Annotated in this window: 15 protein-coding genes; 2 read left to right on the top strand and 13 right to left on the bottom strand. The window is 40.2% G+C overall.

All coding sequences use genetic code 11. The annotated features are described in order from the left end of the window. The first annotated feature begins 5 nt into the window (after window positions 1–5). Both P162_RS10770 and P162_RS10765 read left to right on the top strand, forming a co-directional pair. Entirely contained in the window at window positions 6–851 is an 846-nt protein-coding gene (locus P162_RS10770) for a hypothetical protein (protein WP_031427409.1), read from the top strand. A gap of 2 nt (window positions 852–853) precedes the next feature. Next, a complete protein-coding gene (locus P162_RS10765) occupies window positions 854–1,255 on the top strand; it encodes a response regulator (protein WP_051907861.1) in 402 nt (133 codons plus the stop codon). 57 nt (window positions 1,256–1,312) lie between these two features. Here P162_RS10765 and P162_RS10760 read toward each other — a convergent pair whose 3' ends face one another. The 13 genes from P162_RS10760 to P162_RS10700 form a co-directional block, all read right to left on the bottom strand. Then, window positions 1,313–2,365, bottom strand: coding sequence for an NAD(P)/FAD-dependent oxidoreductase (locus P162_RS10760; RefSeq protein ID WP_031427407.1), 1,053 nt, complete (start codon window positions 2,363–2,365; stop codon window positions 1,313–1,315). Window positions 2,366–2,421: 56 nt separating this feature from the next. After that, window positions 2,422–3,087 (bottom strand): bifunctional precorrin-2 dehydrogenase/sirohydrochlorin ferrochelatase, encoded by a 666-nt coding sequence (locus P162_RS10755; protein WP_081868413.1) that lies wholly within the window; start codon window positions 3,085–3,087, stop codon window positions 2,422–2,424. Beyond that, a complete protein-coding gene (gene cobA, locus P162_RS10750) occupies window positions 3,087–3,851 on the bottom strand; it encodes a uroporphyrinogen-III C-methyltransferase (protein ID WP_031427405.1) in 765 nt (254 codons plus the stop codon). The genes P162_RS10755 and cobA overlap by 1 nt, the downstream gene beginning before the upstream one ends. Next, complete coding sequence (locus tag P162_RS10745) at window positions 3,841–5,934, bottom strand: nitrite/sulfite reductase (RefSeq protein WP_031427404.1); 2,094 nt, start codon at window positions 5,932–5,934, stop codon at window positions 3,841–3,843. The genes cobA and P162_RS10745 overlap by 11 nt, the downstream gene beginning before the upstream one ends. Before the next feature lie 121 nt (window positions 5,935–6,055). Then, window positions 6,056–7,300, bottom strand: a complete 1,245-nt coding sequence (locus tag P162_RS10740) for a sulfate adenylyltransferase subunit 1 (protein WP_031427403.1) — start codon at window positions 7,298–7,300, stop codon at window positions 6,056–6,058. A gap of 90 nt (window positions 7,301–7,390) precedes the next feature. Beyond that, entirely contained in the window at window positions 7,391–8,290 is a 900-nt protein-coding gene (gene cysD / locus P162_RS10735; RefSeq protein ID WP_031427402.1) for a sulfate adenylyltransferase subunit CysD, read from the bottom strand. A 12-nt stretch (window positions 8,291–8,302) separates the two neighbouring features. Beyond that, a complete protein-coding gene (locus tag P162_RS10730) occupies window positions 8,303–8,926 on the bottom strand; it encodes a phosphoadenosine phosphosulfate reductase family protein (RefSeq protein ID WP_031427401.1) in 624 nt (207 codons plus the stop codon). Beyond that, window positions 8,926–9,192 (bottom strand): DUF2061 domain-containing protein, encoded by a 267-nt coding sequence (locus P162_RS10725; RefSeq protein ID WP_031427400.1) that lies wholly within the window; start codon window positions 9,190–9,192, stop codon window positions 8,926–8,928. Before P162_RS10725 ends, P162_RS10730 begins: the two co-directional genes overlap by 1 nt. A 164-nt stretch (window positions 9,193–9,356) precedes the next feature. After that, window positions 9,357–9,788, bottom strand: coding sequence for an RrF2 family transcriptional regulator (locus tag P162_RS10720; RefSeq protein WP_031427399.1), 432 nt, complete (start codon window positions 9,786–9,788; stop codon window positions 9,357–9,359). 466 nt (window positions 9,789–10,254) lie between these two features. Beyond that, the gene (locus P162_RS10715) at window positions 10,255–11,424 is read right to left on the bottom strand and encodes an O-succinylhomoserine sulfhydrylase (RefSeq protein ID WP_031427398.1); all 1,170 of its coding nucleotides are present in this window, start codon (window positions 11,422–11,424) and stop codon (window positions 10,255–10,257) included. Between the two features lie 59 nt (window positions 11,425–11,483). Then, window positions 11,484–11,906: an OsmC family protein gene (locus tag P162_RS10710; RefSeq protein ID WP_031427397.1), complete on the bottom strand. Its 423-nt coding sequence runs from the start codon at window positions 11,904–11,906 to the stop codon at window positions 11,484–11,486. A gap of 96 nt (window positions 11,907–12,002) precedes the next feature. Continuing rightward, the gene (locus P162_RS10705; RefSeq protein ID WP_081868412.1) at window positions 12,003–12,392 is read right to left on the bottom strand and encodes a PIN domain-containing protein; all 390 of its coding nucleotides are present in this window, start codon (window positions 12,390–12,392) and stop codon (window positions 12,003–12,005) included. A 37-nt stretch (window positions 12,393–12,429) separates the two neighbouring features. Next, window positions 12,430–12,633 (bottom strand): hypothetical protein, encoded by a 204-nt coding sequence (locus tag P162_RS10700; RefSeq protein ID WP_031427396.1) that lies wholly within the window; start codon window positions 12,631–12,633, stop codon window positions 12,430–12,432. Between the last annotated feature and the right edge of the window lie 116 nt (window positions 12,634–12,749).

The raw sequence follows: 12,749 nt of genomic DNA, 5'->3' as shown, positions 1-12,749 counted from the left end.
GAAATTTGGATATAGTCTCAGCAAAGTATAGAATCGCGTACGAAGCGTTTTCCCAGTTTTCGGGAAAACTTAGCAAAGCAGAAACATTTGATGAGCTGGGAACAGTTATAAAAAGGGACATAAAATATCTGTTTGATCATAAACTTTTTAGAATTTTATTTAAAGAAAGTGATGCTAATGAGGTATTTACATTTTATAAAAAAGATTTTTGGATAGAGCCACTTGAAGAGGTTATTTTTTCATATGAAGAGGAACTACTTTTAAAACACATACCTTTTTGTAAAAACCCTCATGAATTTCTTTTTGAAAAATATGTTTCGGGAAGGGATACGACAAACCCACTTTTATGGGGTTGGTATTTTAAATATAATGAATTGGAAGTTTGCGTTTCTATACTCGCAGACGATCAGGGATGTTTTGATAATAGCGATGTACAGATATTAAAGTTGCTTGTGGACAATATCGCAACTAAATATGAACAAATTGTTTTTAAAAACAAACTTGAGATTAAAAACAAAAACCTAAAAGAAGCGCTAGAACTGATTGAAGAAAAAAATCGTCAGATCAAACATATAGTCAATAATCAAAAAAATATCATCGCTGAACGTACTAAAGAGGTGCGTAATCAAAATAAAATGCTAGTGCAAGTTTCCCGTATGAATGCGCATAACGTAAGGGAGCCTCTTAGCCGCATACTTGGACTTATTGAAATTGCCGAAGCAATGCCCATAGAAGAGTTGAACAGCGACCTTTTGCCCTATTTAAAGATATCTGCTCAGGATCTGGATATTAGCCTTAAGCAAATTGTTGAAATGAGTGGTTCAGAAGTTGACAAAATTTTAAATGAATAAAAATGGAATTGAGAGAAAATTTTACAGATATAAACTTGTTCCTAGTTGATGATCAGAAAATAACCAATTTCATCAATATGAAGATTATTACAATGGCCGATATATGTAAAAATATCCATTGTTATATCAACCCATTACAAGCGCTTGAGGAAATTGAAGAGAAAAATCCTCAATTTGTCCTGCTTGACCTAAATATGCCAGAAATTGATGGCTGGGAGTTTTTGGAACGTTTGCAGACATACAAGACGGATACAAAAGTTATTATTCTTACTTCAAGCACGAATAATGAGGATGTGCAGCGTGCCAAAACGTATAATAGCGTCATCAATTATCTTATTAAACCCTTAGATGAAAAGGCGCTAAAAAATGCCTTAAATTTGTCCGAAATTTCGAAATCAGCATAAAAAAACTCACTTTTAATTCTAAAAGTGAGTTTTCAAAATCTTTAGTTTTTTTTTGTATTAATCAATACTTTGTACAACTGCCTTTTCAGCTTCTTTACGGGAGCCATCAAAACCATCTACACCTGAGACAGTAGTATATTTCATTACGTAACGTTTTCCCGGATTTATAATCTGAAAAGCCGCCTGACACATAAGCGTTGCTTCATGAAAACCACATAAAATAAGTTTTAATTTGCCCGGATAGGTATTTACATCACCTATTGCGAAAACACCTGGAATGTTAGTCTGATAGTCAAGTGTATTATCCACTTTTATGGCGTTCTTTTCAATTTCCAGACCCCAGCCGGCAATAGGACCTAATTTTGGTGAAAGTCCAAACAATGGAATAAAAGCATCAGCCTTAAGACTTAATTCTTCTTCACCCTGCTTAACGATAATGGCCTCCAACTTGTCAGAACCTGCAAGACCTATAACTTCGGCAGGAGTGATCAGGTTTATTTTCCCCAGCAGTTTGAGTTCACGGACTTTCTCCACGGAATCAAGCGCTCCCCTAAATTCGTTTCTACGATGGATCAAGGTAACTTCTTCAGCAACATCTGCCAGGAAAATCGCCCAGTCAAGAGCAGAATCCCCACCACCTGCAATCACTACTTTTTTATCGCGATAAACCTCAGGATCTTTGATCATGTAGGCTACACCCTTATCTTCAAATTTTTGGATATTTGGAATGGGTGGCTTACGGGGTTCAAAACTACCCAATCCTCCGGCTATGGCAACAACGGGCGCATGGTGCTGTGTACCTTTATTTGTTGTAACTATAAAACTACCGTCGTCTTGTTTTTCAATAGTCTGCGCGCGCTCCCCAAGTGTAAAACCTGGCTGAAACTGCTTTCCTTGCTCCATGAGATTATCAACAAGGTCACCCGCTAATACTTCCGGAAAACCGGGAATATCATAAATAGGCTTTTTTGGGTATATTTCTGCCAACTGCCCTCCGGGCTCTGCAAGCGCATCGATAATATGGCACTTTAATTTAAGTAATCCTGCTTCAAATACCGTGAATAGCCCTGTAGGCCCTGCTCCTATTATTAAAATATCTGTCTTTATCATAATTCCTTCCCCTCAGTCCCCATCTCGAAAGGAGGGGAGGCTAAGGCTTTTTTTAATTATACTTCGCTTTTAGATTTAGTATTCTCTTTTTCATTACTATTTTTAACAGTAGTGTTGAAAATTCCCCCTTTGGGGGTTACTGGGACTACCAGGCCTTTGGTAAATTCGTTGAGCGCTTCTACTTTTTGTTCAAAATCCCCCTTGATGGTTTTTCTATATTCGTTCAGATTTTTGACCATATCGTCAATATTTTCAGGAATTACTTCCTCAAAAAACTGCCGAAGGCGTTTTGCCGTGGTGGGGGACTGACCGTTTGTTGATATTGCAATTTTCACGTGTCCCTTAGTCACGATACCACCCATATAAAAGTCACAAAGTTCGGGAACATCAGCAATATTAGCTAGAATATAACGCTTTCTTGCACCTTTATAAACTCTTTTATTCACCCTTGGACTATCTGTCGTAGCAATAACAATATGACGCTTTTTGAGCATTTTAGGACTGTACTTCTTTTTGGTAATTTTTACATTATGCGCAGAGGCAAGTGCAATGGTTTCTTCCCTAAAAAAAGGCGCGGCCATTTCAACTTGTGCATCAGGGCTTGATTTGAGCAAAAAAGTCAGTTTTTCCAGGGCGACATTTCCACCACCCACAATAAGGATTTGAAGATTGCGTACTTTCAAAAAAACGGGATATAACGTATTGCGTTCTTCGCCTATCATTATGCTACTTTTTCTGCGATTTGCTGTTCAATGTCTGCCAACTGTTGCCTGTGGTTCACAACATCACCTATCACTATGATCGCGGGATTTGAAAGTTCATTTTCAGCAACAACATGTTCTATTGTATCTATCTTTCCCACACCAATCTTTTCCTCAAGAGTCGTTCCATTCTGGATTATAGCGACCGCAGTGTCATTTTTACCGCTTGCACGGAATAAATTGCATATTTCACCTAATTTACTCATTCCCATAAGAATAACAACAGTAGCGCTAGATTGAGCCGCAAGTGCTACATCACCAGAAATTTTATGCTCTTTTGTCGTTCCGGTAATTACCCAAAAACTTTCTGAACTGCCCCTTTTTGTAAGTGGGATATTTTGACAGGCAGGCACTGCAAAAGATGATGAAATACCTGGCACCATGGCCACCTCGATACCTTCTTGCGCTGCGGTTTCCATTTCTTCGGCACCACGGCCAAAAATAAAGGGATCACCTCCCTTTAAGCGTACCACATGCCCGTGTGAATGTGCCCTGCTCACGATTAGATCGTTGATTTGCTCCTGCTGATAAGCGTAACATCCTTTGCGTTTTCCCACAAAAATGAGTTCGGCACTGCTGGCGTAGTCCAGTAATTCTGGATTTACCAGCGCGTCATAAAGTACAACATCTGCGCTCTGCAGGGCTTTTACAGCCTTTAATGTAATTAAATCTGCATCCCCGGGACCCGCGCCCACTACGGTAAGTTTAGCTGTTTTAGTTGGCATGGCTCAATTGTTTTTTTCGGTAGCTATCTACGCGATTAAAAAAAGCGTTGGCTTCTTCTAAATAAGTTTCCGCAAACTCCTTTGTAGGTTCGTTTTCCTTTATCTGATAAATTAAGGCAGGAAATGGCTTATGTCCAGCGATCGCTGGATTTTCACCGAAGGTTTTATCAAATTCGGCAATGATATTGGCTTGTGTATTCGTGTTGATATTTTCAGAAACCAGAAGCGCTTTGGCTCCATTTACAAGTCCCGTGTACGTATTGTAAATACTATCTGCCCACTTCTGCTGTTCAAAAGAATCTATGGAAAGTGCCAGTTTTTCTTTTGCTTCAAGAAGTAATGTTTGTACAAGATCAATAACGACCCCTGCGCACTCTCCTATACCTACTTCCTGCACATATCTGTCTGTATTCCCCCAATCTACAAAGTCTGAAGGTTCTAAATTATCAGTTTCAGAAAGTGGTTTTAATATATCATAAAAATACTTCTGTCCTTGTGCATCGTAATAGGACAAAAAGTCTTTTCCGTTTGCATTTTCAGCAAAATCATCAAGGATATTGCGCAAGGCTTGTGGTCCACGTTTACTGGGCATTTTAATTACCTTATCGGCAAAACGACCCTGACCATTGCCCAGAACGCCACCACCCAGCAAAACCTGTACTGCCGGTGCAACCAGTTTTTCAGGAGTGCGAATGCTCATGCCCTGAAAACCGATATTAGCCATATTATGTTGCCCACAGGCATTCATGCAACCGCTTATTTTAATGGTGATATCTTTATTGTTAATATACTCAGGATACTCTGCAAGCAAAGTCTGTTCAAGAATATCAGCCATCCCCGTACTGCTGGCAATCCCCAGGTTGCAGGTGTCAGTTCCCGGGCAGGCGGTAATATCTACCGTAGTATTATAACCGGGATTAGCAAAATCAAGCTTTTCCAATTCGCTGTAAAAAAACCGCAGCGACGATTCTGGAATATGACGCAATAGAATATTCTGACGAAGGGAAAGTCGGAGCTCGTTAGCTGCATATTTTTTGACCAAATCAGCCAATTTTCGGGCTTTTTCGGTAGAAAAATCGCCTAATTTCGTCTTAATTCCGATAGCAAATAAACCTTTCTGTTTCTGTGGAAATACATTAGTACTTTTCCAAACTTCAAACGCTTTTTCATTAATTTCCACGTCAGGGGTTCCTGCCGTTGGCATCCCTAATTTAGATTCGTAAGCTTCTACATCTATGGGATAGGTTTTATAGGAAAGTGCTTTGCGCTCTTCATTGACCAGCTCCATAAAAGCATCTTTCCCCAGATCTTTGATAAGGTATTTCATGCGCGCCTTAAGACGTTTTGCACGTTCGCCCAACCTATCAAAAATGCGAAGTACACCTTCTACCGTGGGGATCAATTGATCTTCTGGCATAAAATCATACAACAGATCCGCCTGGCGAGGCTGGGAACCCAGACCACCGCCCAGCATAACCTGAAAACCTTTTTGACCATCCTTGATTTTCGCTATAAAGCCAAGATCGTGCATAAAAGAAAGTGCAGTATCTTCTTCAGTTGCAGAGAACGAAATTTTGAACTTTCTCCCCATTTCCTGACAAATAGGATTCCGTAGAAAAAACTGAAAAGTTGCGTGTGCATAAGGGGAAACATCAAACGGCTCCTGGGGATCTATACCAGCGGTTTCACTTGCGGTAATGTTACGCACCGTATTACCACAGGCTTCACGCATGGTAACATCGTCTTTTTCCAATTGCGCCCAAAGTTCTGGTGTACGATCCAGGCTCACATAGTGAATCTGAATATCCTGACGGGTGGTTATGTGCAGTTTTCCGGTAGAATATTCATCTGCAACATCTGCAATGCGTATGAGCTGATCGCCGCTAACTTTACCGTATGGCAATTTGATACGTATCATTTGTACACCGTCCTGCCGCTGGCCATAAACGCCGCGTGCCAAACGCAAACTACGGAAACGCTCTTCATCAATCTTTCCTTCTTTAAAAAGGTGAATTTTCTTTTCCAGCTCCAGAATATCTCTTTCTACAACTGGGTTCTCTATTTCTGTTCTGAAGCTTTGCATGAATTCTATTGTTATTGCTATTCGTATTCTTTAGTATTTCTTTCGGAAAACAGCGTTTTTAGCTAAATAATGCCTGATTTTGAGTGATTTTTGACCGTTTTCTACCGCTTTTTATGCTTTTTCAATTGATAAATCCCACGCCTGCGGTGGTATTGCTCTGGGTATCTATTAGAATAAAAGATCCCGCTGCCTTGTTCTTTTCATACGAATCATGAAAAAGAGGTTTGCTCAACTTGAGGCGCACCTGACCAATTTCGTTGATCGTAAGTTTGCCGGCATCCGTTTTGTCCCCTGAAAAATCGGTTGCAACAACACCCTGAATGCTATCAATTTTTGCCAGAATCCGGTTGCTGTTGTGCTGAATTTCATATTTGCTGCCCGGAACGAGCGCTTTACCGTCCATCCAGCAAATGGAAGCCAGCAATTCTTTACTTTGCTGTGGCACTTCGTCAGATTTTACAAACATATCGCCACGGGCAACATTGATATCGTCTTCCAGGGAAATGGTCACAGAACTACCCGCGACCGCTTCGCTATATTCCTTATCAAAGAATTGAATGCTTTTGATCTTAGATTGTGTGAGCGAAGGCAAAACGGTGATAGCATCGCCAACTTTTAGGCTGTTTCCATAGATTTTACCAGCATAGCCGCGATAATCGTGAAACTCATCCTTTTTAGGCCGAATCACAGTTTGAACAGGAAAACGCATCGCACTGTCCTGTTGCACCTCAGGCTTTAGATGTTCTAAATGTGCAAGGATACTTTCTCCGTTATACCAGGGCATTTCCGTAGAATGTTTAGCTACGTTATCCCCTTTTAAAGCACTAATGGGGACGAAAGTTATTTCCTGTTCCACATAGCTGCTTTTAGCATTTAGAGCCTCAAAATCTGCTTTGATCTTATCAAAAACGGATTGGTCATAATCCACCAAATCCATTTTATTCACCGCTACAATGATATGTTTAACGCGGAGCAGATTGTTGATGAAAAAATGGCGATACGTCTGCTCGATGACTCCTTTACGCGCATCGATCAAAATAATAGAAGCTTGTGCGGTCGAAGCGCCGGTGACCATATTACGGGTGTATTCCACATGCCCGGGAGTATCTGCGATGATATAACTACGCCTTCTGGTCGAAAAATAAATGTGCGCCACATCAATGGTGATTCCCTGTTCGCGCTCAGCGACCAAACCATCTGTAGCCAGTGAAAAATCGAGATAATCAAAACCTTTTCTCTTACTGTTGCGTTCAATGGCCTCCAATTTATCGTCTGTAAGCGACTGCGTATCATACAGCAGGCGGCCTATCAAGGTGCTTTTGCCATCATCTACACTCCCTGCTGTTGCTATTTTTAAAACGTCCATCCCTTTACTTTTTATTGCTATTCTTATTATTATTAAAAGCGTAATTAGTAATCACGCTGCTTAAAATTCCCCTTTCGGGGATTAGGGGGACTAGAAGTATCCCTGCTGCTTTCTTTTTTCCATGGCAGCTTCTGAACGTTTATCGTCTATACGCGCGCCACGTTCTGAAATGGTGCTGAGTTTTATCTCTTCAACGATCTGGAGAATGGTTTCCGCTTCAGATTCTACTGCTGCGGTACAGGTCATATCCCCTACCGTTCTAAAACGAACGATACGCTCTAGCACCTGCTCATCTTCCTCTTTGTACACATGTTCTGAAGCACTCCAGATGAGTCCGTCACGAACGAATGTCTTCCGCGGATGCGAAAAATATATAGAAGGGATTTCAATATTTTCTGTGTGGATGTAGTTCCATACATCCAGTTCGGTCCAGTTCGAAATAGGAAAAACACGAACATTCTGACCGTGCTCTATTTTACCATTTAAAAGGTCAAAAAGCTCGGGGCGCTGGTTTTTTTCATCCCATTGCCCAAAATCATCCCGCACCGAAAAAATGCGTTCTTTCGCACGCGCTTTCTCTTCGTCACGACGTGCCCCGCCAATGCATGCATCGAATTTAAATTCTTCAATAGCATCAAGAAGCGTCGTGGTCTGTAAAATATTCCGACTAGAATATTTTCCGGTTTCTTCGGTTACTTTTCCTTCATCTATGGCGTCCTGTACATGGCGAACGATCAGGTTCAAACCAAGTTCTTCTACCAGTTTATCGCGAAAAGCGATCGTTTCTGGAAAATTATGCCCTGTATCTACATGCAGTAACGGAAAAGGAATAGGCGCGGGATAAAATGCCTTTTGCGCAAGCCGTACAAGGGTAATGCTGTCTTTACCGCCAGAAAAAAGCAACACAGGGTTTTCAAACTGCGCGACAACTTCCCGAAAAATATAAATCGACTCGCTTTCTAGGGCATTTGGCTTTAAAATAGTACTCATCATTATTGGTTTTTAAGCGTGCAGGCCACATTCCCTGTTTTCTAACACTTTTGTGGGATCAAAGTATTTATGCTCGTTAGGTAACTTATTTTCAGTTAGGAAAACATCAAGATCGTCGTCACTATAATAATAAAACGGACTCACCTTTAAAACACCATCTGCGCTCAGGCTCAGTATATCCAGGTTATCGCGGTGCGCGGTCTGCCCTTTACGCAAATTCGTAAACCATACGTCAGGTTTATGTGCCGCCATGGCCCTTTGAAAAGGCTCCAGCTTTACCTGCTGCGTAAAAAGCTTATGCCTCTCATCATCAATACCGGGAATTCCCATCACCACATCGCGGTGCGCGGCAGTTTGACGGGGAACGTACAAATCAACATTTAAATCGAAGAGCTGAATCACTTCTTCCGCGTGCCGGTAGGTATTTGGCGTATTGTAACCCGTATCGCACCAGATTACCGGAATATCTTTTTTGGCTTTCGCCGAAACAAATAAAATTGCCGCCTCGTAAGGTCGAAAATTGGTCGTTACCACAGGCTTTTCAGCATTTTCTATTGCCCAAATCGCAATATCCAGCGGATTTTGATGGCGAAGGCTTTCATTAAATTGCTTGATATTTTCTTGTGTGAATTTCATTATCTGCCCCATTTTATGGTATTCCAAATACGTTCGTGAAAAAAGTACAGTACCATTTTAGTCACCAGTTCTATGGCACCTATGCTAAAAGCAAGTGTAAGCGCACCGGTAACTACCCAGGAGATAAGTACCGTGTCTATGGTGCCCACAATACGCCAACTGATTGATTTTGCAATACTTCGCACGGCTTTTTCTGAGTTTGCATCCTTTTTATAAGAAACTTTTTCATTCGTTTCTCTGGCGGTAAGTACTTGATCTAATATCATAATACCCGAAGGTTTTTGTTTATTTCTATTAAATCCTATCGGATTAATAGGATTTAAAACAAATGTAAACCCCAACGTCAAACCTCACAAGGCTTTTATGAAAAAATAAACAGGAATTAAGGATTATTGAATTCTGTAGCTATTAAACGAAGCAATTTTCATTTTCAAGAAAGTTCTGTGTCTTTCTCTATAATATCTGCAAGGGTGTTATTATTTAAAACTTTTAGTGTGTTGTCCCTGACCTGTATCATTAAACTGTATACAGAACAAGCTTCTTCTTCTGGACAATCTGCACAACGTTCATAATAATTAAGGCTCACGCACGGCAGCATTGCAACTGGCCCTTCAAGTGTGCGCATGACTTCGACCATTTTTATTTCTTGAGCTTCCCGTCGTAAATAATAGCCCCCGCCTTTTCCTTTTCGGCTACTTAGAAATCCGGCTTTTTTTAAGGTGAGCATAATACTTTCCAAATACTTTTGTGAGATATTTTCGCTTTTTGCAATTGCACCTATTTGCACAGGTTGATTATCACATTGTTGTCGTGCAATGTAACTCAGGGCCTTAATACCGTATTTGGTTTTTTTGGAAAGCATTTATTTTCGGAATAAAAAATGAAACCTGGCGAATTTTAGTTGAAGTATTCTTAATGTTCGCTAAATTAATAAATAGTTGCTCCTTTTAAGAAAACAATAGCGCTTGGCTAATATAAAGAAGCCATCTCTTTTGCAGAACGAAATTATAATATGCCAACAGCTCCGCTCGGATCGTTCTGTTTTTAAGGTGAAAAAAAATAAAAAAAGGCATCCTTTATAATGAACTATAAATGAATGCCTTTTTTATTTGGATAATTAATTAACGGTCTAGATGTAGTTTTTTTCAATAACTTCTCGTTTTCCTGTTAATTCAATACTTTTTTTGCCAGCTCTGTACCCAATTTGACTGGGTTTTTTAAATCTTACGTTGGGATTTGTGTCTGAATACTCTTGAAAATTGACCATGGTTTGAATTTTCATGTAAATTAGACAAAATATTTAACTTGGTACTTGTAGCAAATTCAGGCTATACCGCAGTTAATGCTTGCTGAAGATCTTCAATAACGTCATCTACATGCTCTAAACCTACAGAAATACGTACTAAACCATCAGTGATGCCTACTTCATTACGATCTTCTTCACTGAGTTTGCTATGTGTGGTCGATGCAGGGTGGGTAACTATGGTACGGGTGTCTCCCAGATTAGCCGAAAGCGAGCACATTTTAATAGTATTCAAAAATTTCCTGCCCGCATCAATACCGCCCTTTACTTCAAAAGCGACCACATTTCCGCCCAGCTTCATCTGCTTTTTAGCAACTTCATACATTGCATGCGACTTTAGGAACGGATATTTGACCTTGTTGATTTTATCGTGTTTTTCAAGGAATTCTGCCACTTTTAAGGCATTTTCACAGTGTTTTTCGGCTCTAACCGCCAGTGTTTCCAAACTTTTGGAAAGTACCCAGGCGTTGAAAGGAGAAAGCGCCGGACCCGTATTGCGTGCAAAAAGATAAACTTCACGAATCAATTCTGATTTCCCAACAGTCACACCGCCCAGAACGCGTCCCTGTCCATCAATCATTTTCGTCGCAGAATGAATGACCAAATCTGCACCAAATTTGATAGGCTGCTGTAAATACGGAGTTGCAAAGCAATTGTCTACAATGTAAATTAAGTTGTGTTTTTTGGCAATTTCCCCCAGAAGTTCGAGATCCAGTACATCAACCGCGGGATTGGTTGGCGATTCCACATAAAGCACCTTGGTTTCGGGTGTGATCAGGCTTTCTAAAGTGTCAACCTCATCTACTTTAAAATAAGAGGTTGTGATATTCCATTTAGGTAAAAACTTTGTAAAAAGGGAGTGTGTAGAGCCAAAAACCGACCGTGCGGAAACGATATGATCGCCACTATTTAAAAGCGCAGCAAAGGTGGAAAATACGGCAGACATCCCTGTGGCAAACGCATAACCGGCTTCGGCGCCTTCCATTTTGCAGATTTTATCCACAAATTCGCTGGTATTGGGGTTGGTAAAACGGCTGTATATATTGCGTTCTTTCTCTTCAGAAAAAGACGCGCGCATATCTTCGGCATCCTCAAAAACAAAACTCGAAGTCAAATACATGGGCATGGAATGCTCCTGAAATTCGGTTCGGTTTATTTGTGTGCGTATGGCTTCGGTCTCAAAATGCTTGCTCATTCTCTTTTATTACTATTCTTGTTACTATTTTTATTCTTGCGCTTGTCTTAAGTTATTTTTCAGGCCAGTGCTTCCCCATTTAGAAAAACCTGATAGATAATATCCACTCCAGCCTGCATTGTAATGGAAACTGAACAATACTTCTCAAAACTAAGTTTTGCGGCGCGAAGGGCTTTTTCTGGCGGAATTTCACCTTCTAAAAATACTTTGACCACCATTGCCTTGAACGGTTTTGCACCGCCCACTTCTTTGCGGTCGCCCTCCACCTCTACCGCATAAGAATCAATTTCCAGTTTTTGCTTTTTCAAAATCGAAATGATATCTATCGCGCTGCAACCTCCCACACCCATGAGCAGTAATTCCATGGGGCTTGAACCTTTTACTTCATCGCCCGTTTTATTATCGATCATCACCGGGATGCCCGAAGCGCCTTTAGCTTCAAAAAGATAATCGTTGTTGATGCGGTTTAAGTGTACTTTCATGCTTAACTATTGATTATTGCTATTATTATTCCTATTTCTAATCTCTTCGTCCTAACGTTTCCAAAGCTTCAAACTTTGGAAACGTTGTTTCTCTATCTAAAGTAATTTTAGAACTTCTTGAGTATTTAGTATAAGTTTTTCATTTTTATGATAAATTGATCCTGCAAGTTTTTTATCTCCTGTCCATAATTGACAATTCAATTGTATTGCTAAAGCAACAAAAGGTGTATCATCTACATCCACATCCTTGACCAATTCAAATGCTTCCTTCCAACTTTTGTTTGAAATTAGTTCCTCTTCAATTATATTTATGGAATCCAAGAGCCATGTTTTGATTTTATAAAAGTTATCCAAATCAATTTTAGTATACCGCATTAGTTTTTCCGAATAACGTTCGATTTCTTCCAGCAGAAGTTCTGGGCCATAGAAATCGAATCGATCATCTAGATCCAAAGCAAAACTCCTATTTCCGAATCTGGATTCAATAAAGCGCTAAATACAATATTGGTATCTACAACGAGCCTCACTTAATGAAACGTTCTTTGTTTTCTTCCCACCACCTAGCTTTTGATTCGCGCGCCAATTCCTGCGCCTGCTCTTCCGTCCCTTGACTTTTACTTATGGCTTCTTTATATTTCAAATAATCCAGAATGCGCTGCAAACTTGAAATATCAGTATCTGCCGGAAGTCTGAAAATGACCTCGTCTTCTGTGCGTTCTATGATCATGACTTTAGTATTTATTTTCTAAAATTAAGCATTTAAATCGGCAATTGAGTCTAGTTTCAGGCGAGCATCTTATAAACCTACAAGGAGGTTTTTACTCGTTCCTCGGAAAAACAACA

The organism is Flavimarina sp. Hel_I_48 (assembly GCF_000733945.1).
Classification (GTDB): Bacteria; Bacteroidota; Bacteroidia; order Flavobacteriales; family Flavobacteriaceae; genus Leeuwenhoekiella.
The sequence above is the reverse complement of the archived record's forward strand: the minus strand, read 5'-3'. Positions and strand labels throughout refer to the sequence as shown.

Coding starts and splice junctions, on each gene's coding strand:
- P162_RS10715 (WP_031427398.1), bottom strand. CDS start 11,424: ATGAGCAAGCATTTTGAGACCGAAGCCATACGCACACAAATAAACCGA.
- P162_RS10720 (WP_031427399.1), bottom strand. CDS start 9,788: ATGCTTTCCAAAAAAACCAAATACGGTATTAAGGCCCTGAGTTACATT.
- cysD (WP_031427402.1), bottom strand. CDS start 8,290: ATGAGTACTATTTTAAAGCCAAATGCCCTAGAAAGCGAGTCGATTTAT.
- P162_RS10710 (WP_031427397.1), bottom strand. CDS start 11,906: ATGAAAGTACACTTAAACCGCATCAACAACGATTATCTTTTTGAAGCT.
- P162_RS10725 (WP_031427400.1), bottom strand. CDS start 9,192: ATGATATTAGATCAAGTACTTACCGCCAGAGAAACGAATGAAAAAGTT.
- cobA (WP_031427405.1), bottom strand. CDS start 3,851: ATGCCAACTAAAACAGCTAAACTTACCGTAGTGGGCGCGGGTCCCGGG.
- P162_RS10745 (WP_031427404.1), bottom strand. CDS start 5,934: ATGCAAAGCTTCAGAACAGAAATAGAGAACCCAGTTGTAGAAAGAGAT.
- P162_RS10730 (WP_031427401.1), bottom strand. CDS start 8,926: ATGAAATTCACACAAGAAAATATCAAGCAATTTAATGAAAGCCTTCGC.
- P162_RS10740 (WP_031427403.1), bottom strand. CDS start 7,300: ATGGACGTTTTAAAAATAGCAACAGCAGGGAGTGTAGATGATGGCAAA.
- P162_RS10760 (WP_031427407.1), bottom strand. CDS start 2,365: ATGATAAAGACAGATATTTTAATAATAGGAGCAGGGCCTACAGGGCTA.
- P162_RS10755 (WP_081868413.1), bottom strand. CDS start 3,087: ATGATAGGCGAAGAACGCAATACGTTATATCCCGTTTTTTTGAAAGTA.
- P162_RS10765 (WP_051907861.1), top strand. CDS start 854: ATGGAATTGAGAGAAAATTTTACAGATATAAACTTGTTCCTAGTTGAT.
- P162_RS10700 (WP_031427396.1), bottom strand. CDS start 12,633: ATGATCATAGAACGCACAGAAGACGAGGTCATTTTCAGACTTCCGGCA.